Genomic DNA, 21,834 nt, shown 5'->3' on the forward strand with positions numbered 1-21,834 from the left:
CATATTGGATTAGTCGTGAGAAAATTAATACGATACCACTGAATTGATGCGGACTTATTTTTTTATTGTACTTTTTTTGTCGTGTACTGAAAGGCAGCCTGAAACTGCCTTTTTGCCATTTTATCGTTGTTTCAAAGGGGTTTCTTGCAAAATGGGTAAACCTGTGGCTTGGGCAATTTTTTGCGTGAGATTTTCCAAAGGATTGAAACTTGAAATTAGGTGATGGGCATGAAATTGCTTGTCAATCAATTGTATGCAATAAACTTGCTTTTCAGGCTGCCACACCGTACACACGCCCACTTGGTTGCGTAAATCAAATTGCTTACTTTGCCAAATTTTTTCACTATCCCTTTGTTCTAAAATTAAAATATCTTGTAAATGATGGTAGTGTAAACGCATTGCCTGATTTCGCATATTCCGATACAAGGCACTCATCGCAAGAGAAAAAATGAATATTTGATAAATATTAATCAAATCATATATAATCAATAATAAAAATAGAAATATTGTAAAAATAATCAAAGATTTATTATTTAAAATATGTTCTATTTTTTCCTGCCAGATTTGCGCTTGCGGACGTGCCCAAAACGTTTGCCATGAAAATGAATTTTGTGGCAACTGGCGTGTCGGTATGGGCATAATCGCTATTTCCTGCTTGATTTTGGGTAAATTTTGCCCATTTTTGGCTAAACGCCATGCGCGATACAAAGCATATCCACCATAACTCGCCATGGCTGCAAAAACAAAAAACATCAAAATCAAACCACTTATATTTGGATAATCTTCTTGTTCCTGCAAAAGCCACACAAAACCCAACGCAATCAACACCGAAATCAGCAACACAAAAATTGCCCACACGCCATACAACAGCAAAAATAGCCAAGACGCCGTTTCAGGCAGCCTGCGATGATAAGGGCTTGAAATTATAGGATTCATCATTTTCAGGCTGCCTGTTTGTAATGCACATCAGGCAAAGCCGCCAAGCGTTCCGCCGCCTGTTCGGGCGTTAAATCGCGCTGGCTTTCCGCCAACATTTCGTAGCCAACCATGAATTTTCGCACGGTTGCCGAACGCAAAAGCGGCGGATAAAAATGCGCGTGGAGCTGCCATTCGGGGTGGTCTTTGCCGTCAAAAGGCGCACCGTGAAAACCCATGGAATACGGAAAACTGATTTGAAATAAGTTGTCGTATTTAATGGTTAATTTTTTCAGGCAGGCTGCCAAATCTTGCGCTTGTTCGGCGGTCAAATCGGTCATGCGCTGCACGGCAATTTTCGGTAGCAGCAAAGTTTCAAACGGCCAAGCCGCCCAATACGGTACCACCGCCATAAAAAATTCTGTTTCACAAACAAGGCGTTCGCGCTTTGTCAATTCGGCTTGCGCGTAATCCAGCAACATGGCGCGACCGTGTTGCGTGAAATATTTTTTCTGCGCCAAATCCGCGCGTTGCGGTAAATCGGGCAGGAAATCGCTAGCCCAAATCTGACCGTGTGGGTGCGGATTGGAACAGCCCATCACCGCGCCCTTGTTTTCAAAAATTTGCACCCATTGGTATTTTTCGCCCAGCTCAACACATTGATTTTGCCACAATTTAATCACGGCAGCGATTTCATCTACCGACAATTCAGGCAGCGTTTTGGCGTGGTCGGGCGAAAAACAAATCACGCGACTGACACCGCGCACGCTTTCGCTTTGAAACAAGGGATTATCGTGATTTTGGTATTCGGGCGTGTCGGGCAGCAGCGCGGAAAAATCGTTGGTAAATACATAAGGTTCTGTGTAATCGGGATTTTTTTCGCCGTTAATCCGCGTGTTGCTCGGACACAAATAGCACGTTGGGTCGTAGGACGGTTTTTGTTCGGTGTCGGCGTTTTCTTGTTGCCCCTGCCATGGGCGTTTGGCGCGGTGGGGGGAGACCAAAATCCATTGTTCAGTCAATGGGTTGTAGCGGCGGTGGGGGTGGTCGGTGGGGTTGAACATGGCATTTTCTCTTTCTGTGTGGAAAAAACGTCAATTTAAACAAATTTAACATTCAAAGCAAGCAACTTTCAGGCTGCCTGCATATTGTGTGGCTAAAAATATGTTTTTTAAACATATTGTTACTTTTGACTACATATTCAGGCAGCCTGCAAACATAATAAAATTAAATGGGGTAAATCACTTTCATTTGAATTATGTAAAAAATCATTTACAAAATCTTTTTTTTAATTCAAACTTCAAATCGCATGGTTTTTCAACCCGTTTTGGGTGGGCAATCATCAACACATTATTTTATTTTTGAGGAGTTTTCCATGAAAAAATTAAGTACCATGAGTTTGGCTTTGGCAATGGTTTTGGGTTTGAGCGCGTGTGGTGGCGAAAAAGCGGCAGCACCTGCTCAATCTGGCGGCAGCGCACCTGCGGCTGCGGCACCTGCTGGTGATGCGGTGAAAGTTGGTGTAACCATTTATAAATACGATGATAATTTCATGTCATTAATGCGTAAAGCTTTGGAAAACGAAGCTTCTACCCACAAAACAGCCGAATTGTTGATGAACGATTCACAAAACAACCAATCTGAACAAAACAATCAAGTGGATGTTTTGTTGGCAAAAGGTGTAAAAGCGTTGGCAATCAATTTGGTTGACCCAGCCGCCGCCCCCACCATCATTGAAAAAGCCAAAGGGGCAAATGTGCCTGTGGTGTTTTTCAATAAAGACCCAGGGGAAGCGGTTTTGAAAACCTATGAAAAAGCCTACTATGTTGGCGCAAACCCACAAGAATCAGGCGAAATTCAAGGCGAATTGATTACCAAAACATGGAAAGAAAACCCAGCTTGGGACTTGAATAAAGATGGTGTGATTGATTATGTGTTGCTCAAAGGCGAACCAGGACACCCTGATGCGGAAGCGCGTACCAAATTCGTGATTGAAAAATTGAACGCCAACGGCATCAAAACCAATAAATTGCAAGAAGACACAGGCATGTGGGACGCTGCTCAAGGCAAAGACAAAATGCAAGCGTGGTTGTCTGGTCCAAATGGTAAACAAATTGAAGTGGTCATCGCCAACAATGACGGCATGGCAATGGGTGCGGTGGAAGCGATGAAAGCGGGTGGTAAAGTGTTGCCCACATTTGGTGTGGACGCGCTGCCTGAAGCCTTGCAAATGATTAAAGCCGATGTGATGAAAGGCACGGTCTTGAATGATGGCGAAAATCAAGCTAAAGCGGTTTATGCTTTGGCTGTGGATTTGGCAAACGGTAAAGACCCGAAAGCCAACGCCGCCATCAAATTGGAAGGCAACCAAATCCGTATTCCTTATGTGGGTGTGGACAAAACCAATTTGGATAAATTCTTGAAATAATTGAATTTATAAAATGAGCGGCTGGCTTTTGTGAAAGTCAGTCGCTTATTATTGTCAGGCTTTCAGGCTGCCTGATGTGTAGGGTGCGTATCACGCACCGATTGATTGTATTAATTGGCATTTTTTGGTGCGTGGTACGCACCCTACATTATTGGGTTGCACATTTTCAGGCAGCCTGAAAAAAGTTTCTCCATAAATTCAATAACAAAGGAAGCAAAATGAGTACACCTCAACCCTCCACAGGCGAAATTTTGCTGACCATGACGGACATTCACAAAGCCTTCCCCGGTGTGAAAGCATTGGACGGTGTGAATTTACAAGTCCGCGCCCACTCGGTTCACGCGCTGATGGGCGAAAATGGCGCAGGCAAATCCACGCTGCTCAAATGCCTGTTTGGGATTTACGCCAAAGATTCAGGCAGCATACAATTTTTGGGCAAAGAAGCCAATTTTACCAATGCCAAAGAAGCATTGGAAAACGGCATTTCTATGGTACATCAAGAGCTTAACTTGGTGAAACAGTTGAGCGTGATGGACAATTTGTGGCTCGGTCGCTATCCCACCAAAGGGATTTTCGTGAACCACAAAAAAATGTATGACGACACCAAAGCGATTTTTGATGAATTGGACATCAAACTTGACCCGAATGAAAAAGTCGCCAATTTGACCGTGTCGGAAATGCAAATGATTGAAATCGCAAAAGCATTTTCGTATAACGCCAAAATCGTGATTATGGACGAGCCGACTTCTTCATTGTCTGAAAAAGAAGTGGCGCATTTGTTCACAATCGTGCGTAAATTGAAAGAGCGCGGCTGCGGCATCATTTACATTTCGCACAAAATGGAAGAAATTTTCCAACTGTGTGATGCGATTACGATTATGCGCGATGGCAAATGGATAGACACCGTCAATTCGGTGGACACGAATATGGACGATTTGGTGGCGAAAATGGTGGGACGCAGCCTGACGCAGCGTTACCCAACCAAAGAAAACGAAATCGGCGAAGTCATCTTGCAAGTGAAAAATTTAAGCGCGAAAAATCAACCGTCTATCCAAGATGTCAGCTTTGAACTCCGCAAGGGCGAAGTGTTGGGCATTGGCGGTTTGGTGGGCGCGAAACGCACGGATATTGTGGAAACGCTGTTCGGTATTCGTGAACGCGCTGGCGGCGAAATCATCGTGAACGGCAAAACGGTGCAAAACGCCACGCCCGTGGAAGCGATTAAAAACGGTTTCGCGCTGGTAACGGAAGAACGCCGCAGCACGGGCATTTTCGCTGGCTTGGACATTAATTTCAACTCTTTGATTTCCAATATTAAAAAGTATGAAAAAGCCTTTTTATTGAACAACAGCGAAATGGAAAAAGACACGCAATGGGTGATTGATTCCATGCGCGTGAAAACGCCGAACCAAGCCACGCGCATTGGCTCGCTGTCGGGAGGCAATCAACAAAAAGTGATTTTGGGGCGTTGGCTTTTGACCCACCCCGATATTTTGATGTTGGACGAACCCACGCGCGGCATTGATATTGGCGCAAAATTTGAGATTTATCAACTGATTGCGGATTTGGCGAAACGCGGCAAGTCGGTGATTATGATTTCTTCGGAAATGCCCGAATTGCTGGGCGTGAGCGACCGCATTTTGGTGATGAGCGCAGGCAAAGTCGCAGGCATTGTGGAAACGGCAAAAACTTCACAGGAAGAAATTTTGCAGTTGTCGGCGAAATATTTGTAAATTGGGTTTCAGGCTGCCTAAAAAATGTAGGGTGCGTACCACGCACCAAATCATTCAAATAATGTGGTATTTCGGTGCGTGATACGCACCCTACATATTACCCACAACTAGGCGAAGGCAGCCTGAAAACAAAAATCCATTTTTTAAAGGAAAATAAAATGAGTGCAACTCAATCCAACAAAGCGATGGAGATTTTTAAAAATTACGCTTTGTATTTTGTGTTATTGATACTGTTGGTCGTAATTGTGGTGAAAGACCCCAGCTTTTTGAGTTTGACCAATTTCAGTAATATTCTGACGCAATCTTCGGTGCGGATTATCATTGCGCTGGGGGTGGCGGGGCTGATTGTTACGCAGGGAACGGACTTGTCGGTCGGGCGGCAAGTGGGTTTGGCGGCGGTGGTGTCGGCGACTTTGCTGCAAGCCACGTCTAATGTGAACAAGGTGTTCCCCGATATGGACGTTGTGCCGATTCCATTGGTGATTTTATTGGTGTGCGTGGTGGGTGCGCTGTTGGGTTTGATTAATGGCGTGATTGTAACCGTATTGAATGTTACGCCGTTTATCGCCACTTTGGGCATGATGTTGGTGGTTTATGGCATTAATTCATTGTATTACGATATGGTGGGTTCTGCGCCGATTGCGGGTTTGGACGCAGGTTACACGGCATTTGCACAAAACTTTATTGCCTTTGGCGATTTTAAATTGTATTACACGACCATTTACGCGGCGATTGCGATTGCGCTGGTGTGGGTGATTTGGAACAAAACCCGTTTTGGCAAAAACATTTTCGCCATTGGCGGCAATCCTGAAGCGGCGCGTGTGTCGGGTGTAAATGTTACGTTGAATTTGCTGGGTATTTACACCTTATCGGGCATTTTCTATGCGTTTGGGGGCTTTTTGGAAGCGGGGCGCATTGGTTCGGCGACCAACAACTTGGGTTTCATGTATGAATTGGACGCGATTGCGGCGTGTGTGATTGGTGGCGTGTCGTTTAGTGGCGGTGTGGGTAAAGTGATTGGCGTGGTGTTGGGCGTGATTATTTTCACGCTGATTAACTACGGTTTGACCTACATTGGCGTAAACCCCTATTGGCAATACATTATCAAGGGCAGCATTATCATTATGGCGGTGGCAATTGACTCCTTGAAATATGCCAAGAAAAAATAAATAGTGAATATGGTTTCAGGCTGCCTTATATGTTTAGGCAGCCTGAAATTTATGGTGTCAAAATGGGAAATTTGATTTTTTGATTTATGAACCCATTTAATATAAATACCCAACACCCAGCAAGATAAATGGGACAAAACGGGATAAAACAAAACAAAGTGGGATAAGCAAACTGAAACAGCATTGCACAATGTGAAACAAAAGCGGACAATAAAAAAGTCCGCTTTTTTTGATTTATATGCCGCGAGCCAGCGCGTCTTTCACAATATCCAAAATCCGCTTTTCGCCATCGGCTTGCAAATTACCTGAACCGTCAATCGGCAAGTATGGTCGCGCTGGTAAACTGACCTTATGCCCACGCCCTGCTTGCCCACCTAAATGATGAATTGCAGCGTAAACTTTGTTTGAGCCAATTCGCGCAAAATCATTACCCGACTGGGTTGTCAGGCTCGCAGCAAGTTGTCCCGACTTTTGCAGCGTTTTACCGCCTTCGTTTTTGGCGCGTTTACTGTCTTTCCATTTTTGACCGCCCCAACTTTCGCTTTCAAAATTGTCTTCTGTCATGGATTGCAATTCGGCTGCTACGCTCGTCATCATTGGGCGGCGGTTTTGTACGTTTTGCAAGAGTTGCGACAAACCGCGTTCCAAATCACGGCTGTCCACGCTGATTTTTATCATGGCGTTAATCCCAGTAATTCTGCCACCCAAGCCAGTTCCGCCAAAGTTAAGGCGTTGCGGAATTTTTCGTTTTTCATCATTGCACCCACCGCAACTTTCGCCAATTCAGGCGGTGCGCTTTGGGCTTTTTCTATGGCTGTTCGGGCGGTACGCTGCAAGAATGTTGCGCCTTGATTGGCATTGAAACCAGCATTAGGCGCAATAAACTGACCGTCCACGCGAATGCCTGTGCGTTGCGCGTAACGCTGTTCGCCTGTGTGTTTGTTTTCGCCAATATCTACGGTTATGGTTTCCAGTTTTGGGCTTGGTAAAACCTGTTTTTCGCCACGTTCACGCGAGAGCGGACGGACACGACAACGGCAACGGTAATCCAATGGCGGATACAGGCTGCCCCAAACTGCGTCATCAGCCGAATACACGTGACCATGCAATTTGCGATGGGTTTCGCGTGTGCGTTTGTCGTTGATGGCGACATATTGCCAGTATGGGTGCGTGTCTTTGGCGGCAACCATTTCGGCGTAACGCCCTGCCATATAAGCCGATTGCAAATTGGTTAAATAAATGGTTTTTAAACGGTATGGCGTTCCCAAAGTAGCTGCCTGAATTTCGCCTGTGTCGGGATTGGGTACATCTTTTTTGCCCCACCAGCCTTTGTTTTCCAAAACTGGGCGCAATTCGCCTTCAAAATCTTTGAATGTTTGCCCTGTTTCAGCAGCTTTCACAACGGCTTGATAAATGTCGTTTGCCACGTCCAAACCTGCTGATTTGGCAATCGTGAACGCGGAAACATGGGCATCGTCCAGCATATCTTGCCAATCCCACGACACATCAACACGCTTTTGTTTCAGGTAGGCAATGGCGGCTTCGGGTGTCATGTTGAAAATGGCTTGAATATCCACATCATTCATCTTTTAGCTCCGCTTGCACTTCCAAACGCCCGACCAAATCGGCTAAAAAAATCAAACGTGCTAATTCATCTTGTAAGGCTTGGTCATCTAATTTTGGATAAGATTTTGCCAACTGATTTAACACGGTTTCGGGTGTCACTCCGTCTTTCAGGCTGCCTAAAAATTGCGTAGTCAAATCTTGCCCTTGTTGGGTTAAATCATCTTTCAGGCTGCCTGAAACGCTGTTTTCAAAGGTTTGGTAAACATCGTTTTCGGCAAAATCCACATTTTCAGGCTGCTTTTCAGGCGGCAATAAATCATCATCACGCAAACCGTAAGCGCGTTTGTAATAGTGATTGGAAAAACGTGCACCCATTTGGTGCAATAGTTGGTCGCGCTGGGCTAATTCGGTTGAGCCGTATTCTTCGGCTTCGTGCAACACAAATTTTGGGCGCACCACATCGCCGAAATTCAATTCACAAATCCAATCAATCAACTGATTAAATGTGGTTTCAATTATTCGGCTGTCGCTGTCGCGGATGTCTTCGGTTACTTCTAACCCAACCATTGCACTGGCGTGGTTGGTGTTGGCTTCGGTGGTTTGGTCTTGACCCAAAAGCGCAATGTTGATTTCCGAGCGGCAATAGCGGATTAACTTGTCGTAGGCTTCCACGCTGGCGGCTTTGCCTGTTGCTTCGTAGATTTCCACACTGCTGTCATTCGGGATTGTGCCGACTGCGTTGCCGTGCAGGGCTTCCAAAGCGTCCAAGAGTTTGTCGGTGTCGGATTGGGTATTGGAACGCGGTTCTTTGCCAATTAACCATGGGCTGCCGTATTTTTGGGTAAATTCTGCCCAAAATTTTAAGCCAGCGCGTTTGAATGTAACCGCCCAAAACACAAGCCCCAAATCGCCCAAACCGTAGGGATTGTCATAACTTGCTTCTTGTTTTGGACACAAAAACTTGTATTCAGGCAGCTTTTCATTGTGCAAACCTTGTTCAATAAAATACATTGCGCCGTCTTCATTAAAGCCGAACCACTCTTGCGGTTTGGCAATGATTTTTTCAGGTAGCCACAATTTATCGCGTTGCCACACGATTTCTATCGGCTGATAGCCAAACAAGGTCGCGTTCAGCATATCTTTGATTAAGTTGAAAATATCCAAACTTTCAAAGGCTGCCTGAACGGTATCGCGCACATTTTGCGGTACATCATCACCATCAAGTCGCCATTCTAGCCGTGCCACCGCCGCTTTGCGTCTGCGAACCTGTCCGCCCACCAACGGGTCGCGCAACAATTCGCGGTACACGTCAATTTGCCGACCCATTTTGCGTAAAATTGGGTCGGGATTGGGCAACCAGCCGTTAAAGCCGTGCATACCAAAACGCGCAGATACGGCAATTTGGCTGGACATTTGTTCGGGCGTGGGCGCGATTATGCCGTTGGGGGTTTTGAGTTTGATGTGGGGTTTCATGATTTAGTAACCTTTTGTAAGACGACTGTTTCTTTTCACTTTGCGGCTGGACACTTTGACCGTGCCAATATTCAATTCACGACTGGCGTAATGCGCCAATAACAGCGCAATGCCTGTGTCGCCGTGTCGGGTTTTGCCGTCTGTGCCTTTGCTGCGCGTGTCGGGAATGCGTGGCACGCCGCGCACCAATTCAAAAGCGCGTAAATCCGCCAAAATGTTTTCATCGCGTGGCAAACCGTCCAGCGTGCCGTCTTCCAGCGCGGCTTTAAATGGCGCGGTGTGGGCGCGATACCAGTTTTCCGACAGCATAACCGCTTGAATGCGGTCGTGTCCGAATTGGTCTTGCATGGCTTCCGCTAAACTTTGACCGTTGCCGCGAGCGTCAAATGCCGCACCCAGCAAATTCGGCAAATGCGCCAAAATAAAGGCGTTAATCTGTTCTTGCTGTTTGAACGGCATATTGCCCAATTCCAAGATAAAGGGCGTTTTCAAATTTAAATTGCTTTCACGGATAAGCGGCACAATCGCGGTGCGGTCGCCACTTCGGGCAAAGTCCACACCCACAAAGCTATGGCGCGATGTGTCCAATTCGTCCAAATACGGTTTCAGGCTGTCTGAAAGCCATTCAGCGACTTCGGCAGCGCGTTGGTGTTCGGGCAGCAGGGCAAATTCATCGGTTTGGTCGTAACGCAAAACAGGCGTAAACGGCGACATTCGGCTTTCAATCAAAGCGCGGTTCAGCCATTTGCCTCCGCCATTTTTCGGTATGCAGTCCAGCTCTTCGCTTGCGTCTTCACCGTAGCTGGCTCGGATTTGCCCCACCCAAGTGGGTTCATTTTCGGGAGCAAACGGGATATTCAAACGCAAACAAATCCGTTCATACAGACCATCAGCAAGTGCATCGTCAAAGCTAATGCGATGTACGGAATACGGTTTTTTGCCAGCGCGACTGTCGTTAATCAATTCGTTAAATGGATTATCCACACCATTGTGTGTTGAGATGATGTGGACTTGTCCGCCCCACATCAGTAAAGCCATTGCTGCTTTGAGCAATTCGGCTAAATCATCGTGGAACGCGGCTTCGTCCAAAATCACGCGACCTTGTTTACCGCGTAAGTTATTGGGGCGAGAAGATAATGCAGTTATCCGAAAACCGCTTGCAAAACGAATGACATAAGCCAAAATCGCCTGTTTTTCATCGCCTTCCACAAACACTTCTTCGGTTTCCTGAATTTCGCCAGCCGCCAATCCATAAAATTTTGCCCAGTTGCCACAATCGTTGATGAACTCCAATGCCATGTCTTTGTTGTAGCCAATGTACCAAACATTCATGCCATTGGTTTGGGCGGCTAAAAGTGCGCTGTCCGCCGCTTCCGACCAAGTCAGACCAATGCGACGTGATTTTTCACACACTTTCACTTGGGATTTGTCCGCCAACCAGCGTTGTTGATACGCCAGCAAAACCATAGGGGTTCGGCTCATGCCTGTTTCAGGCTGCCTAAAATCATCTGAACTCATGTGGCAATTCCCAAAATTTGACGGCGAATTTCATCTGCTGTTTCATCGGACAACCCGCCTTTTTTCACGGTTTTGGCGACTTCATCGGCAGCAGCTTGGGCGCGTGATTTGACTTTGTTTTGGTATTCTTTCAGGCGTGTGGACGCATTCACAAAACTGCCAATGCGTTTCGCCCCTTCGCTGATTAAATCAAATTTCGCCAATGGGTTGAGTTTGGTTTTGTCATCTTCATCTAATTCGCTGATGTCCACCAAGACTTCAAACAATTCAGATTGCAACATGGCAACAATGGCTGCGCTGCGGTGGTCGTGTTCATCGTTTGCGCCATCTGCAATCAATTTCGCTGCTTCTGTGCTGGTTTTGATTTTGGCAAAACGCCGTTCCATTTTCTGCCCGTAGCGGTGTGCCGCCGAGCGGCTGATTTGGTAGCCTTGTGAATTGAGCCAATCCGCTAATTCCGTATAATTGGCAAAACCATTGGCAATCAAACGGCGTTCAAATTCACGGCGCACGTTTTCAGGCAGTGTTTCCATACTGCTACGAGGTGCCATATTACCCCCACACTTTTTCAGGGCGAGCGATACCTGCACGGCATTCCACCGTGTATTCGGCAATGTCCACGCCCAAACTGGTTAAATCGGCAAACCACAAGCCATGCGGTGTTTTGTTCAAATCCACCAATTTGCGGTCGGCAAGATAATCAAGCTGTTGGCGCAATTCCAATGCTGTGGTTTGCGGATAAATCGCATTCATGATTTCCAGCAAAAAGGTTTCGCAGGTGGTGTGTGGACGCGCTTTGTGCAGGGTGTTGATGATGTTCCAACGCATACCTTCGCGGCGTTGTTTGGCAATCAATTCTTCGCTAATCATTTCTTTTGACTTTCCATTTTGTATAAATCGGTCAGCGTTTTTTGAATGCTGTCCATTTTGGCTTCCAGCACAACTTGGTTGCGAATGTAGTCATCACGCAAAACATAATTCAAGGGCAAGGTGGCATGAAGTTCGGATAATTGCGATTCAAAACCTTCTACTTTCTGTTGCAACCGTTCTTGTTGTTTTTGCCGTTCGTCTTGTTGCGCCTGAAATTGCGCTAATAGCATTTTGCCAAAGCCCCAACACACGCCCAAAAACGACAACAAAAAACCAACGAGTTGCCAAAATTCAATCTTGATAAACGTGTCATTCATGCTTCGGATTTCCTTGTTGATACCACGCCTGCCAACCCGCAACCTGATTGGCGAGCTTTTGACAATACGCACCGTAACGCACGGCGTGATTTAAAAGTTGTTCGGGCGAGCCGTTTTCGGGCGGTGCGGGTCGGTTGTGTTGCAGCAATAATTCTGCTGCAACAGGTTTTTCAGGCTGCCTAATCGGTGTAACCGAGTGATTTTCGGTAGTGGCGCAAGCCGTCATTGCCCAAACCATTGAAAGTAATGCCGCCTGAATTGTCTTTTTGAATAACATTTGGGATTTCCTTTTGCTGTTGCGCCGCTTGTGCATCCAATTTCTGTTGCATTTGCGCGATTTGAATGCTTTGCTGTTGCGCGAATTGCTGCCATTTTTGCTGTTCGGATAAGGCAGCCTGAAACTGTTGTTTGGCTTGCTGCTCGTGTTGCAATAACTGGGCGATGTGCGCGGCTTTCAGGCTGCTGATTTTGTTTTGATAAACCGAACGTGCCATACCATAGCCCAATGTCCAAGCGGCGGCGATAAGCAATAAGGCTATGGCAGCCTGAAAACGGTATTTAATCAGCCACATCATCTTTCCCTTTCTGCTGCGCGATTTGTGCCATTTGTGGAATCACCGCCATACCGCGTTTAATCAGCGCATAACCGCCGACCATTGCACCGTATGCCCACCAAAGCCATTCGGGGGCATTGGGCGTAGTGGCGAATTTGTATGTCATGGTTGCGCCAGCGATGTTTGCCCAAAGTTTTGTGTGTGAAATTTGCCCTGTGGCTGGATTGGACACCAAACCTGACAGCCAATGGATAAACCCTTTTTTGGGTGTTTGTTGTGGCACAGTTTCTTGGGTGTTTTGCGTTTGACTTACTTTGGGCAATATGCCCTTGGGTGTGGGTAAATCGGTCATGTTTTTGCCTTTTTGCGCTTTTTTGCCATGCGCCGATTGGCTGCTACACCGCTATGCCGATGTTTGCGAATAACGGCGTGAGCCAATGGCACGGATTGTGTGAATTTAGGCGTTGGAATGCTGACTGGTTTGCTGGCAACGGCTGCTGATAAAGCCAATGCCAATAATTGAACAGAATGGCGTTTCATTTACAGTTCCCCTTAAACCGCGTTTAAAGCGGTTTCAAAAATCCGTGCATAACGGGCAATTTGGTCGGCTTTATCTACACCGTTCACGATACGGCGAGCATTTACATAATCATCACGATGGTCGTTGATATAGTCAGATAAGCGTTTACCTGTGAACCAGCCGTTTTCCATACCCAAGACGATGATTTTGGCAGAGATGTCGGTTTGTAAAGCTAAATCAGGGTCAGTAATCAAATCCACGCCCAACTGTTTACCTGCGTACAAGTAATTGTCAAACCATGTCAATTGCACATAACCGCGACCATAAAACAGATGTGGACATTCTGTTTGAATGTAAACATCAGCAGCCGTACTGCCATTTTTCGGGCAATATTGCACCCCTACACTATTTGTCTGCCATGTACCATATTTGCGCCCAGCACCACGACCATATTCGCGTACAGGCTGCATGGTGCGAGCGGTTTCGTGATACGCTGTTGCTAAAACATAGGCGTGTTTTTGTACGCTTAAACCATGTTCTACCCCAGCTAAAATCAACGCATTAATCCCGTCCACCTGTTCCTGTTTCAGGCTGCCTGAAAATAATTTATCGCGGATATGGTTAAAAAAGGCGGTATTGGCAAGTGTGCTAGCAATACTTTGTTGTGCGAGTTGGGTTTCATTTTGAGTTTCAGACATGGTATGTTTCCTTGATGTTGGTTAGTCAAAAAAATCAACAATATGTATTTCAGAAAACACCCAGTTTAGAGAAATAGACTGCAAACTGCTTTTAAAGTGCATTAAAAAATCCCTGCGGAAAATCCACAGGGATTGATTGGTATAAAAGGGAATTTATTTGCGTTTTGCACGTTTCACGGCTTTGCTTTTTTTGAATTTTCCTGATTTGGCGAATGATTTTGAACCACCGTGCCCTGTTTCGCAAGCAATGCCATCGCGGTCGCGGTCTAATTTTTTGTAGCCTGATTTTTTTGCGTTGAAATATTGTTGCGCTTGGGCTTGGCTGCTGAATGATTTGCAGGAAACTGCCATTGCCGATGTGGAAAATGTGAGCAATGTGGCTAAACCCATAATTGAAAATAATTTTTTCATTTTAAAATCCTGAAATTAGAGTAGGTGAAAATCAATGGATGTCTTTTGAAACATAAATCACTTGTCCGATGACTTGTGCGTTGGAATTGGTTTTAAAATCCAATGGCATTTTTTCATAAGCTGGGTTGTCTGAAATTAACAACAAAACGCCATCTAGCTGAATTTGCACACGTTTCACCCAAAATGTATCTCCATTACGCAACACATAGATTGAACCGTCTCTAGGGGTGGTTTTACTGGTGTCAATCAACATGGTGCAACCATTTGGTATGGTTTCGCCCATGCTGTCGCCAGTTGGCGAAGCGGCAATCAAATCATCTGAATTAAGTCCTTTTGTTTTCAGCCAATCTTTTCTAAATGCCAAATATTTTTTAGGTGTGCCACCCAATGCACTATTCACGCCTAATCCTGCGGAAATTTCCATTTGATAGTATGGAATTAAGACAAAATCAGAATTTTGTTCAACCTTTTCATTGTTGATATTTTCTTGAACTTCGCCTGTTAGGATGTACAAAATATTGAACCCCATTTGCAATAATTTAGCCATTTGAATGCTATTTGGGGACGTTCCGTCTTCTTTTTCCCAATTAATTACGGTGGTTTTACCCACTCCAACACTTTCTGCAACTTGTGCCTGTGTTAAGTTAAGCCTTTGTCTTTCAAGTCTAATTCTTTCGCCTTGCGTATTGATTAAAAAATTTTGCACTTCAATGTTCATAAAATTGCACCAACGGTGTTTACAGGTTCAAAAAATTGGATTAAAATAGGTTCAATATTTAAACAAGAATGTTTAAAGATTTAAACATTCAATTCTATCACGAAAAAACTTGGAGACAAAATATGCAAGCAGAGCAAGTGAAACAAGGCTTCAAAAATCGTGGAGAGACCATTAAGTCATGGTGCGAAAAAAGGCATTACGACCCGACTTATGTTTCACGCATTTTGAACGGTAGTGTGAAAGCCAATCGCGGTAAAGCACATCAAATTGCTGTTGAATTGGGTCTGAAGGAGCAACCCGATGGCAGCCAGTAAAAAAGGCAGTCGTGTGTTAAAGGTTTTCAAAGCGTTGGAAGCCCACCCAATTATCGGTTTGAGCAACAAAGAAATTGCCGATGGCTTGGGTTTGACACCGACACAAGTGAGCCGTGATTTAGACGATTTGATTGCCGAAGGCTTGGTTGTGAAACTGGAAAACGGCAATTTTGCTTACAGCGTAAAAACCTTGCAGATTGCAGAGCGGTTTCGCAAGCAGCAAGAGCGGTTGCAAAGCAAAATTCAGGAAATCGGCAGACGGATTGAAGTTGAATAAACAATTTTAAAAAGTTCCGACATCGGAACTTTTGGAGATAACAAAATGAGTAATCAAGTTGAAGTTATTGATGCGGACGGTGTAAGCAAACACGCTGCTATGCACAGTATTATGGTTATGGAACAGTGGGGTAATGGCGAAACCTACAATGAAGCGACTTGGGTTGAGCGTGGTCGCCAAGCAGTTCATAAAACACTTGAAGGAATGTTTGAATTAGGTCGTGCCTTGATTATTTTAAAAGAACACACCGAACATGGGCGATTTGAAAGCATTGTAAAAGAACAGTTTGGCTTGGGTAAAGCGGAAACATCTCGCCTGATGTCAGCAACCAAACGCTTTGCCACCCCACAAATGCAAAAAGCCCTGCCAAAGTTAATGGATTTGGGCAAATCCAAACTGCTTGAATTACTTGTGGAAGAAGACGTTACGCTAACAGGCTTGGCAGAAGGCGAAGAAGTAAACGGCATGACGTTGGACGATGTAGACCGCATGACGGTGCGTGAACTGCGTGTCGCCCTGCGCGAAAACCGCGAACAGCTTGCCGCCAAAGACAAGGTTTTGGGCGACAAAAACGCCAAAATTGATGAGTTGGCGGAAAAGTTGGAAAAGTCCAAGAAAAAAAGCACAGTTAAAGAGCCTGAACCTGCTGATGTTGCTAATGAATTGCACATGATGGTGGGCAGTAAAGAAGTGGCAATCCGCAGTCAAGTGGTGCAACTGGGCGAATTGTTTGGGCAAATGGCAGCGCATGAAACGGCACACGGTTTGTCGCACCGAGCCAAAATGGTGGGCGTGATTAACCAAATTGTGATGGATTTGAACCATTTGCGCGATGTGTACAACTTGCCAAACGACATTCCCGAAGACGAAACGCCCGAATGGTTGCAGCCTGAAAGCGAGTAAACACCATGAATGCGGTATTGAATGAGCGGTTAAATGCCATTGCCGCGCAACTGGGCAAACTGCCACACGGTACAAAATCGGCTTTTATGCAAAAAGAAGCGGAAAAACTGAATATGAGTGTGGCAAAACTCTATAAAGAATTGGAGCGTGTGATGATGAAACCCGAACGCAAACGCCGCTCGGATGCTGGCAAAACGGCTTTGACTTTGTTGGACGCGCAAATGATTTCTGCGCTGATTTTGGAAACAATGCGGAAAAACGGCAAACGCCTGATGACGGTAGAGCGAGCCGTAGAATTGTTGATTGCCAACAAGGAAATTGACCCCACGCGCGTGGACAAGGAAACAGGCGAAGTGCATACGCTGTCCACCAGCACGATTATTCGGGCGTTGAAATTGTATAAATTGCACCCCGACCAGCTTTTGCAGCCAGCCCCTGTTAATGCCATGCAATCGCTTTACCCCAATCATGTGTGGGAAATTGACGCGAGTTTGTGTGTGCTGTTTTACCTGCCCAAACATGGCAAAGACACGGGTTTATGCATGATGAATGCGGACGAGTTTTACAAAAACAAGCCAAAAAACATCGTCAAAATTGAACAAGATAGGGTTTGGCGGTATGTGATTAGCGACCATTGTTCAGGCTGCCTGTTTGTGTGGTATGTGTTTGGTGGCGAGAACAGCGAAAACCTGTGCGAAGCCTTTATCCAAGCCATGCAGCCCAAGTCGGACATTTTGAAAGACCCTTATCGTGGTGTTCCCACCGATGTGATGTTGGACGCTGGCTCGGCAAATACAGGGTACGGTTTTCAGAATTTGTGTAAGCAGTTGGGCGTGAATGTGCTGATTAACAAAGTGGGTAATCCGCGCAGTAAGGGGCAAGTGGAAAACGGCAACAATCTTGTTGAGTTGAATTTTGAAAGCAGCCTGAAACTGATACACATTGAAAACATTGAACAGTTGCAGGGTTTGGCAAACCGTTGGATGCGCTATTTTAACGGTCAAAAAATCCACAGCCGACACGGTAAAACGCGCTATCAGGCGTGGCAAAAAATCCAACCTGAACAGCTTATTTTACCGCCCCCTGCTGAATATTGCCGTGAATTGGTGTTGAGCAAACCCGAAACGCGCAAAGTAAAACCCGATTTGACGGTGGATTTTGAAGGGCGTGAATTTGATGTCAGCAAAGTGCCGTTTGTGATGGTGGGCGAAAAAATCACGATTGCCAAAAACCCATGGCAACAGTATTCGGCGCAAGTGCAATGTTTTGATGAACACGGCAAAGAATATTGGCTGGTTGCCCCCGAAGTGGTACGCAATGAGTTTGGTTTTCGCGTGGACGCAGCGATTATTGGCGAGCAGTTTAAACAACACGCTGATACACCAGCGCAAACCCATGCCAAAGAGTTGGAAAAACTCGCCATGCAAGCCGACACTTTGGAACAAGCCGCGCAAAACCGCAAAGCAAAAGCCTTACCATTTGGCGGACGGATTGACCCCTTTGCCCACCAAGAAAAAGTTTTGTTGGAAAGCAAAACGGCTTATATCCCCAAGCGTGGCTCGCAAATGGATTTCAACAAAATGGACATTAAGGCTGCCGTGTTGAATGCGGTTGAGTTACGCAAAATCATGAAACAGCGCATTGATGAAATGGGTTTAGATTGGGATTTGGCTTTGCAAAGATTGAAAGACGATTACCCCAACGGTGCGCCTGAAAGCGAGCTGGAAACCGTGTTTGAACGCATTACACGCCCGAAACTGAACCTTATTTCACGAACAGGAACGGACGGCTGATTATGTTGAAAACCGAATTTCAAAAATTGGGGAAATCGTTTGCGAAAGTGGCTGATGAGATTGGTTGCAGCAAACCGACTTTAATCAATATCGTCAATCACGGCACGTTTCCCAAGCGCAATGAAACCGCTTTGCGCGACCAAGTTTTAAACTATTTTAAACAACATGGCGTTGATGTTGCCGATAAACTCACGCCCAAAGTCAAAAAGGACAACGATATGTTACTTCGCAAATCTGCCTTATCCCAAGCCACGCGCCAGCATTTTGGTTTAACACGCGACCCATTTCACGATGAAATCCGCCAAGCGCAAGATGTGTATCTCACGCCCGATGTGCGTTATGTGCGCGAAGCCCTGTTTCAGACAGCCACGCAAGGCGGATTTGTGGCGGTGGTGGGCGAAAGTGGCGCAGGTAAATCCACCTTGCGCGAAGATTTACACGACCGCATTCATCGTGAAAATCGCCCGATTGTCGTGATTGAGCCGTATGTGTTGGCGATGGAAGACAACGACCAAAAGGGCAAAACGCTGAAAGCCGTCCACATTGCAGAGGCGATTTTGGCGGCGGTTGTGCCTGATGTGTCGCCCAAGCGCAGCCCTGAAAGTCGTTTCCGCCAAGTCCACCAAGCCCTGATTGAAAGCGCGAAGGCTGGCAACAAACACATTTTGTTGATTGAAGAAGCGCACAGTTTGCCGATTCCGACTTTGAAACATTTGAAACGCTTTTTTGAATTGAAACAGGGTTTTGAGCGTTTGATTGGCATTGCTTTGATTGGGCAGACCGAGTTGGCGCAAAAATTATCCGAGAATAATCCATCGGTGCGTGAAGTGGTGCAGCGTTGCGAAGTGGTAACTTTGTTGCCGCTCACGGACGGCAAATTGCAAGGCTATCTGAAACACAAATTTGAGCGCGTGGGCGTGAAACTGGAAGATGTGTTGGACGAGAGCGCGATTGACGCGATTGCTGAACGCCTGACGTTTACCCACCGCAATGGCAAAAATCAGTTGCAGCAGAACAGTTTGCTGTATCCGCTTGCTGTGAATAATTTGGTAAGCGCGGCAATGAATGAAGCGGCTGGTTTGGGTTTTGAGCGTGTGGACGCGGACATTGTGAAAGGGATTTAAATCATGGAATTGCTGTATTACTTATCCGCCATGACGTTTTGGGAAACTGTGGAACTGTTGATTAAGGTGTGCGTGTTGGGTTTGGCTGTGCGTTTTGTGTTGAAAGTTTGCGTGTTGCAGCCTTTGTTGGAAACGTGGGCGAAACGTCATGGGTTGGGTGGTTAAAAAATTTTTGCCCATTTATTTAAATAACTATTTGATTTTATGGTATTTAAACAAAATGAAAACATACACACGCCAATGGCTCAATCAAAAAATCCGTGAATTGGAACGGCACATTGAACAAATGCCTACCGATGATGAACGTGTTGATGATGAGCGCGAATACCTGCAACGTGAACGCGACAATTATCAAAAATGGTTGCGTGATTTGGGAGACGATACCCAATGATAACAACCGAACAATGGCTTTTAAAAGAAATCCAGCTTTGGCAAAAACAACTGAATGAAGCCCAAGATGAGGCAACACGGTTTGCTGTCAAAGAAATACTGTGGCTGCGCCGTCATTGGTTGGCATTGGTTCAGGCAAATCAAGCCAAGAAAGGTACAAAATTATGAAAACCCGTTGCCCTTGTTGCGGTGCAGAAAATTCGCTTGATGCCCTGCTCGCCCACGATGAAGCGCGTGTCGCGGTGTGGACTGTGGCGCAGGTGAGTGGTGAATTGGGGCGGTTGGCTGTGCAATATGTTGCGCTGTTTCGCCCCAGCAAAACGGCTTTGACGTTTGACCGCATGGCGAAATTGCTGAATGAAATTTTGCCCGATATTCAGCGCGGTGCAATTAACCGCGACCGCATTGAATATCCAGCCCCAGCCGAAGCATGGATTTATGGCTTTCGGGAAATGTTGGCAAAACGCAATTCAGGCAGCCTGAAATTGCCGCTTAAATCACACGGTTATTTGTATGAAGTGATGAGTTCGTGGCAGGGGCAAGGTTTACAAGTTTTGCCGCAAGATGATTTCAGGCAGCCTGAAACCAGCCAAACACTTAACGCTGCGATGACTTTACAAGGATTACGCCGATGAATACCCCACGCAAAATGCCCGATTGGGCTTACAACCAAATGATAGACGGTTTGCAAAAACTGTTGGTTTTGCGGCTGCAAGGCGCACCGCCAGCCGACACGATTACGGCGTTGGCAACGGTTTGGGAAGAAGCCTTAACCCCAATCACATGGGCATGGACGCAAGAGCAAGACGGAGCACGTTTACCAACTGCTTTTTCGCGCTTAATTCAAACTGCGGTGCGGTGGGTGTCGCCAGCGCAACTGATTGAACAAATCCCTAAACGCCCTGTACCCGTGATTTCGGGTTTATTGGAAAGCAAACGCGCCCCCTTAAATGAAACCGAAAAAGCGGAACACCAAAAGCGTATGCAGAAAATGTTTGCCGATTTAGCCAAAATCCGCGAAGAGCGCAGCCTGAAACCACCGCCACCTAAAACAGCAGATGATTTGTTGTATGAATGTTATCTCGTTTACGACCCGAAAACAGGGCAAAAACGCGACCAACCTTTACCCGATAAACGAAAGAAAAAATCATGAATGAAATTGATTTGAGCCAATACCGCCAAGACGCTCGCGGTAACTTAATCCCGATTGCCAACATCAAAGAAGTGGATTTGTTGCGCGATGAGTTGGTTATGGAAATTGTGAACACGCTGAACCCTTTGTTTCAAGAAGTGCGAGAAGCCAAAGCCAATGCGATTGCCGATGTTCGTGCTTTTGTGGATTTGTCTGCCGAAAAATACGGCGTGAAACCGAGCAAAAAAGGCAATGTAACGCTGTACAGCTTTGACGGCAAATGGCGCATTACCCTTGCAATGAACGATGTGATGACGTTTGACGAACGTTTACAAGCCGCCAAAGCATTGATTGATGAATGTTTGAACGAATGGACAGAAAACAGCCGTGATGAGTTGAAAATCATTGTAAACCAAGCGTTTGATGTGAACAAAGAAGGCAAAATCAGCGTAGTTAAAGTTCTGGGTTTACGCAAGCTGGAAATTCAAGACGAGAAATGGCAACGTGCTATGACCGCCTTAACCGACAGCGTTCACACCCAAGCGACACGCGAATACATTCGTTTGCACAAACGGCGCGATGAAACAGGCGAATATGTTTTGATGACGGCAGATTTGGGGAAATGAAAATGGAAAACAATCGTTTAACTGACCGTGTAGCCAGTTTGGAGATGTTGTTACGCAGTCCCAGCATTCAGTCAAAAGTTTTGGTTGCGGTATCCGCCCAACAATGGCGTTTGATTAACAGCATTACCAACACCAACCACCCAAGCCACACCCACAGAGCCAAGCAAACACAATACACCTTATTGCACATGGCAAAACGTGAAAGCGATGGCGAAGAAATGGCGGTTTACATTGATGAAAACAACCAAGTTTGGGTGCGCCCTATGTCAGAATTTCAAGAAAAATTTACGGAAAACCCAGTTGTGTTTGTGCCACCACCTGAATTTTCTGATGAAGACGATGACGATTGGGATAAGTAATTTGCAATAAACCGTAACGGCGGAGC

General features: G+C 45.9%; 31 protein-coding genes. 15 read left to right on the plus strand and 16 right to left on the minus strand.

Translation table 11 applies throughout. The annotated features are described in order from the left end of the window. Positions 1-120: 120 nt before the first annotated feature. Positions 121-939, minus strand: coding sequence for a hypothetical protein (locus tag Q338_RS02935; RefSeq protein WP_034291796.1), 819 nt, complete (start codon positions 937-939; stop codon positions 121-123). Positions 940-941: 2 nt separating this feature from the next. Then, the gene (galT, locus tag Q338_RS02940; protein WP_034291797.1) at positions 942-1,979 is read right to left on the minus strand and encodes a galactose-1-phosphate uridylyltransferase; all 1,038 of its coding nucleotides are present in this window, start codon (positions 1,977-1,979) and stop codon (positions 942-944) included. A 311-nt stretch (positions 1,980-2,290) separates the two neighbouring features. Here galT and mglB point away from each other — a divergent pair, with 311 nt between their 5' ends. From mglB to mglC, 3 genes are all read left to right on the plus strand, one after another. Then, positions 2,291-3,343: a galactose/glucose ABC transporter substrate-binding protein MglB gene (gene mglB / locus Q338_RS02945; protein WP_034291798.1), complete on the plus strand. Its 1,053-nt coding sequence runs from the start codon at positions 2,291-2,293 to the stop codon at positions 3,341-3,343. 218 nt (positions 3,344-3,561) lie between these two features. Further along, positions 3,562-5,076, plus strand: coding sequence for a galactose/methyl galactoside ABC transporter ATP-binding protein MglA (gene mglA, locus Q338_RS02950; RefSeq protein ID WP_034291799.1), 1,515 nt, complete (start codon positions 3,562-3,564; stop codon positions 5,074-5,076). 158 nt (positions 5,077-5,234) lie between these two features. Further along, positions 5,235-6,245 carry a galactose/methyl galactoside ABC transporter permease MglC gene (gene mglC / locus Q338_RS02955; protein WP_034291800.1) on the plus strand — a complete coding sequence of 337 codons (1,011 nt, stop codon included), beginning with the start codon at positions 5,235-5,237 and terminating at the stop codon, positions 6,243-6,245. 234 nt (positions 6,246-6,479) lie between these two features. On the opposite strand, the gene Q338_RS02960 is transcribed toward mglC, so the two are convergent. The 14 genes from Q338_RS02960 to Q338_RS03025 all read right to left on the minus strand — a co-directional run bounded on the left by Q338_RS02960 (position 6,480) and on the right by Q338_RS03025 (position 14,890). Continuing rightward, on the minus strand, positions 6,480-6,923 hold the full coding sequence (locus Q338_RS02960; RefSeq protein WP_034291801.1) for a phage virion morphogenesis protein: 444 nt from the start codon (positions 6,921-6,923) through the stop codon (positions 6,480-6,482). Continuing rightward, entirely contained in the window at positions 6,920-7,831 is a 912-nt protein-coding gene (locus Q338_RS02965) for a phage head morphogenesis protein (RefSeq protein WP_034291802.1), read from the minus strand. Before Q338_RS02965 ends, Q338_RS02960 begins: the two co-directional genes overlap by 4 nt. Next, a complete protein-coding gene (locus Q338_RS02970) occupies positions 7,824-9,284 on the minus strand; it encodes a DUF935 domain-containing protein (protein WP_342345610.1) in 1,461 nt (486 codons plus the stop codon). The genes Q338_RS02965 and Q338_RS02970 overlap by 8 nt, the downstream gene beginning before the upstream one ends. 3 nt (positions 9,285-9,287) lie before the next feature. Then, a complete protein-coding gene (locus Q338_RS02975; RefSeq protein ID WP_034291804.1) occupies positions 9,288-10,802 on the minus strand; it encodes a terminase large subunit domain-containing protein in 1,515 nt (504 codons plus the stop codon). Further along, on the minus strand, positions 10,799-11,353 hold the full coding sequence (locus Q338_RS02980) for a DUF3486 family protein (protein WP_034291805.1): 555 nt from the start codon (positions 11,351-11,353) through the stop codon (positions 10,799-10,801). Before Q338_RS02980 ends, Q338_RS02975 begins: the two co-directional genes overlap by 4 nt. Position 11,354: 1 nt before the next feature. Further along, on the minus strand, positions 11,355-11,672 hold the full coding sequence (locus Q338_RS02985) for a hypothetical protein (RefSeq protein WP_034291806.1): 318 nt from the start codon (positions 11,670-11,672) through the stop codon (positions 11,355-11,357). Then, the gene (locus Q338_RS02990; protein WP_034291807.1) at positions 11,669-11,989 is read right to left on the minus strand and encodes a hypothetical protein; all 321 of its coding nucleotides are present in this window, start codon (positions 11,987-11,989) and stop codon (positions 11,669-11,671) included. The genes Q338_RS02985 and Q338_RS02990 overlap by 4 nt, the downstream gene beginning before the upstream one ends. Then, the gene (locus tag Q338_RS02995; RefSeq protein ID WP_051968446.1) at positions 11,982-12,215 is read right to left on the minus strand and encodes a hypothetical protein; all 234 of its coding nucleotides are present in this window, start codon (positions 12,213-12,215) and stop codon (positions 11,982-11,984) included. Before Q338_RS02995 ends, Q338_RS02990 begins: the two co-directional genes overlap by 8 nt. After that, complete coding sequence (locus Q338_RS03000) at positions 12,169-12,564, minus strand: hypothetical protein (protein WP_147293700.1); 396 nt, start codon at positions 12,562-12,564, stop codon at positions 12,169-12,171. The genes Q338_RS02995 and Q338_RS03000 overlap by 47 nt, the downstream gene beginning before the upstream one ends. Continuing rightward, positions 12,548-12,826 (minus strand): hypothetical protein, encoded by a 279-nt coding sequence (locus Q338_RS03005; protein WP_084693500.1) that lies wholly within the window; start codon positions 12,824-12,826, stop codon positions 12,548-12,550. The genes Q338_RS03000 and Q338_RS03005 overlap by 17 nt, the downstream gene beginning before the upstream one ends. Positions 12,827-12,891: 65 nt before the next feature. After that, a complete protein-coding gene (locus Q338_RS03010) occupies positions 12,892-13,083 on the minus strand; it encodes a hypothetical protein (RefSeq protein WP_034291809.1) in 192 nt (63 codons plus the stop codon). 12 nt (positions 13,084-13,095) lie between these two features. After that, complete coding sequence (locus Q338_RS03015; RefSeq protein WP_084693497.1) at positions 13,096-13,761, minus strand: glycoside hydrolase family 19 protein; 666 nt, start codon at positions 13,759-13,761, stop codon at positions 13,096-13,098. 153 nt (positions 13,762-13,914) lie between these two features. Then, positions 13,915-14,172: an excalibur calcium-binding domain-containing protein gene (locus Q338_RS03020; RefSeq protein ID WP_034291810.1), complete on the minus strand. Its 258-nt coding sequence runs from the start codon at positions 14,170-14,172 to the stop codon at positions 13,915-13,917. A 31-nt stretch (positions 14,173-14,203) separates the two neighbouring features. After that, positions 14,204-14,890 carry a S24 family peptidase gene (locus Q338_RS03025; RefSeq protein WP_051968448.1) on the minus strand — a complete coding sequence of 229 codons (687 nt, stop codon included), beginning with the start codon at positions 14,888-14,890 and terminating at the stop codon, positions 14,204-14,206. A gap of 122 nt (positions 14,891-15,012) precedes the next feature. Between Q338_RS03025 and Q338_RS03030 the strand changes: the two genes are divergently transcribed. Genes Q338_RS03030 through Q338_RS03075 form a run of 12 tightly spaced genes read left to right on the plus strand, consistent with a single transcriptional unit; the run spans position 15,013 to position 21,808 of the window. Beyond that, on the plus strand, positions 15,013-15,204 hold the full coding sequence (locus Q338_RS03030; RefSeq protein ID WP_034291873.1) for a DNA-binding protein: 192 nt from the start codon (positions 15,013-15,015) through the stop codon (positions 15,202-15,204). Continuing rightward, positions 15,191-15,481, plus strand: coding sequence for a helix-turn-helix domain-containing protein (locus tag Q338_RS03035; protein WP_034291811.1), 291 nt, complete (start codon positions 15,191-15,193; stop codon positions 15,479-15,481). The genes Q338_RS03030 and Q338_RS03035 overlap by 14 nt, the downstream gene beginning before the upstream one ends. 45 nt (positions 15,482-15,526) lie before the next feature. Next, positions 15,527-16,384, plus strand: coding sequence for a DUF3102 domain-containing protein (locus Q338_RS03040; protein ID WP_051968450.1), 858 nt, complete (start codon positions 15,527-15,529; stop codon positions 16,382-16,384). 5 nt (positions 16,385-16,389) lie between these two features. Next, positions 16,390-18,177, plus strand: coding sequence for a DDE-type integrase/transposase/recombinase (locus tag Q338_RS03045; RefSeq protein WP_172540023.1), 1,788 nt, complete (start codon positions 16,390-16,392; stop codon positions 18,175-18,177). A gap of 5 nt (positions 18,178-18,182) precedes the next feature. After that, positions 18,183-19,301: an ExeA family protein gene (locus Q338_RS03050; protein WP_084693502.1), complete on the plus strand. Its 1,119-nt coding sequence runs from the start codon at positions 18,183-18,185 to the stop codon at positions 19,299-19,301. A gap of 3 nt (positions 19,302-19,304) precedes the next feature. After that, positions 19,305-19,466 carry a hypothetical protein gene (locus tag Q338_RS14335; protein WP_156961026.1) on the plus strand — a complete coding sequence of 54 codons (162 nt, stop codon included), beginning with the start codon at positions 19,305-19,307 and terminating at the stop codon, positions 19,464-19,466. Between the two features lie 55 nt (positions 19,467-19,521). Next, positions 19,522-19,692, plus strand: coding sequence for a hypothetical protein (locus Q338_RS03055; RefSeq protein ID WP_156961027.1), 171 nt, complete (start codon positions 19,522-19,524; stop codon positions 19,690-19,692). After that, positions 19,689-19,859, plus strand: a complete 171-nt coding sequence (locus Q338_RS14340; protein WP_156961028.1) for a hypothetical protein — start codon at positions 19,689-19,691, stop codon at positions 19,857-19,859. The genes Q338_RS03055 and Q338_RS14340 overlap by 4 nt, the downstream gene beginning before the upstream one ends. Continuing rightward, entirely contained in the window at positions 19,856-20,326 is a 471-nt protein-coding gene (locus Q338_RS03060; RefSeq protein ID WP_034291814.1) for a hypothetical protein, read from the plus strand. The genes Q338_RS14340 and Q338_RS03060 overlap by 4 nt, the downstream gene beginning before the upstream one ends. Then, positions 20,323-20,844, plus strand: coding sequence for a hypothetical protein (locus Q338_RS03065; RefSeq protein WP_174905285.1), 522 nt, complete (start codon positions 20,323-20,325; stop codon positions 20,842-20,844). Before Q338_RS03060 ends, Q338_RS03065 begins: the two co-directional genes overlap by 4 nt. Further along, on the plus strand, positions 20,841-21,449 hold the full coding sequence (locus Q338_RS03070; protein ID WP_034291815.1) for a DUF3164 family protein: 609 nt from the start codon (positions 20,841-20,843) through the stop codon (positions 21,447-21,449). The genes Q338_RS03065 and Q338_RS03070 overlap by 4 nt, the downstream gene beginning before the upstream one ends. Positions 21,450-21,451: 2 nt before the next feature. Beyond that, entirely contained in the window at positions 21,452-21,808 is a 357-nt protein-coding gene (locus Q338_RS03075; protein ID WP_169815838.1) for a DUF1653 domain-containing protein, read from the plus strand. The last annotated feature ends 26 nt before the right edge of the window (positions 21,809-21,834 follow it).

This window comes from Alysiella crassa DSM 2578 (assembly GCF_000745955.1).
Classification (GTDB): Bacteria; Pseudomonadota; Gammaproteobacteria; order Burkholderiales; family Neisseriaceae; genus Simonsiella; species Simonsiella crassa.

What these genes read in the sequence shown, in the direction of transcription:
- Q338_RS02990 (WP_034291807.1), bottom strand. Translation starts at nt 11,989, where the DNA reads ATGAATGACACGTTTATCAAGATTGAATTTTGGCAACTCGTTGGTTTT.
- Q338_RS03045 (WP_172540023.1), top strand. Translation starts at nt 16,390, where the DNA reads ATGAATGCGGTATTGAATGAGCGGTTAAATGCCATTGCCGCGCAACTG.
- Q338_RS03070 (WP_034291815.1), top strand. Translation starts at nt 20,841, where the DNA reads ATGAATGAAATTGATTTGAGCCAATACCGCCAAGACGCTCGCGGTAAC.
- mglC (WP_034291800.1), top strand. Translation starts at nt 5,235, where the DNA reads ATGAGTGCAACTCAATCCAACAAAGCGATGGAGATTTTTAAAAATTAC.
- Q338_RS02975 (WP_034291804.1), bottom strand. Translation starts at nt 10,802, where the DNA reads ATGAGTTCAGATGATTTTAGGCAGCCTGAAACAGGCATGAGCCGAACC.
- Q338_RS03010 (WP_034291809.1), bottom strand. Translation starts at nt 13,083, where the DNA reads ATGAAACGCCATTCTGTTCAATTATTGGCATTGGCTTTATCAGCAGCC.
- galT (WP_034291797.1), bottom strand. Translation starts at nt 1,979, where the DNA reads ATGTTCAACCCCACCGACCACCCCCACCGCCGCTACAACCCATTGACT.
- Q338_RS02985 (WP_034291806.1), bottom strand. Translation starts at nt 11,672, where the DNA reads ATGATTAGCGAAGAATTGATTGCCAAACAACGCCGCGAAGGTATGCGT.
- Q338_RS02965 (WP_034291802.1), bottom strand. Translation starts at nt 7,831, where the DNA reads ATGAATGATGTGGATATTCAAGCCATTTTCAACATGACACCCGAAGCC.
- Q338_RS02935 (WP_034291796.1), bottom strand. Translation starts at nt 939, where the DNA reads ATGATGAATCCTATAATTTCAAGCCCTTATCATCGCAGGCTGCCTGAA.
- Q338_RS03015 (WP_084693497.1), bottom strand. Translation starts at nt 13,761, where the DNA reads ATGTCTGAAACTCAAAATGAAACCCAACTCGCACAACAAAGTATTGCT.
- Q338_RS03035 (WP_034291811.1), top strand. Translation starts at nt 15,191, where the DNA reads ATGGCAGCCAGTAAAAAAGGCAGTCGTGTGTTAAAGGTTTTCAAAGCG.
- Q338_RS02980 (WP_034291805.1), bottom strand. Translation starts at nt 11,353, where the DNA reads ATGGCACCTCGTAGCAGTATGGAAACACTGCCTGAAAACGTGCGCCGT.
- Q338_RS03040 (WP_051968450.1), top strand. Translation starts at nt 15,527, where the DNA reads ATGAGTAATCAAGTTGAAGTTATTGATGCGGACGGTGTAAGCAAACAC.
- Q338_RS14335 (WP_156961026.1), top strand. Translation starts at nt 19,305, where the DNA reads ATGGAATTGCTGTATTACTTATCCGCCATGACGTTTTGGGAAACTGTG.
- Q338_RS03060 (WP_034291814.1), top strand. Translation starts at nt 19,856, where the DNA reads ATGAAAACCCGTTGCCCTTGTTGCGGTGCAGAAAATTCGCTTGATGCC.
- Q338_RS03065 (WP_174905285.1), top strand. Translation starts at nt 20,323, where the DNA reads ATGAATACCCCACGCAAAATGCCCGATTGGGCTTACAACCAAATGATA.
- Q338_RS03000 (WP_147293700.1), bottom strand. Translation starts at nt 12,564, where the DNA reads ATGATGTGGCTGATTAAATACCGTTTTCAGGCTGCCATAGCCTTATTG.
- Q338_RS02995 (WP_051968446.1), bottom strand. Translation starts at nt 12,215, where the DNA reads ATGACGGCTTGCGCCACTACCGAAAATCACTCGGTTACACCGATTAGG.
- Q338_RS02970 (WP_342345610.1), bottom strand. Translation starts at nt 9,284, where the DNA reads ATGAAACCCCACATCAAACTCAAAACCCCCAACGGCATAATCGCGCCC.
- Q338_RS03030 (WP_034291873.1), top strand. Translation starts at nt 15,013, where the DNA reads ATGCAAGCAGAGCAAGTGAAACAAGGCTTCAAAAATCGTGGAGAGACC.
- mglB (WP_034291798.1), top strand. Translation starts at nt 2,291, where the DNA reads ATGAAAAAATTAAGTACCATGAGTTTGGCTTTGGCAATGGTTTTGGGT.
- Q338_RS03075 (WP_169815838.1), top strand. Translation starts at nt 21,452, where the DNA reads ATGGAAAACAATCGTTTAACTGACCGTGTAGCCAGTTTGGAGATGTTG.
- Q338_RS02960 (WP_034291801.1), bottom strand. Translation starts at nt 6,923, where the DNA reads ATGATAAAAATCAGCGTGGACAGCCGTGATTTGGAACGCGGTTTGTCG.
- Q338_RS03020 (WP_034291810.1), bottom strand. Translation starts at nt 14,172, where the DNA reads ATGAAAAAATTATTTTCAATTATGGGTTTAGCCACATTGCTCACATTT.
- Q338_RS14340 (WP_156961028.1), top strand. Translation starts at nt 19,689, where the DNA reads ATGATAACAACCGAACAATGGCTTTTAAAAGAAATCCAGCTTTGGCAA.
- Q338_RS03025 (WP_051968448.1), bottom strand. Translation starts at nt 14,890, where the DNA reads ATGAACATTGAAGTGCAAAATTTTTTAATCAATACGCAAGGCGAAAGA.
- Q338_RS03055 (WP_156961027.1), top strand. Translation starts at nt 19,522, where the DNA reads ATGAAAACATACACACGCCAATGGCTCAATCAAAAAATCCGTGAATTG.
- mglA (WP_034291799.1), top strand. Translation starts at nt 3,562, where the DNA reads ATGAGTACACCTCAACCCTCCACAGGCGAAATTTTGCTGACCATGACG.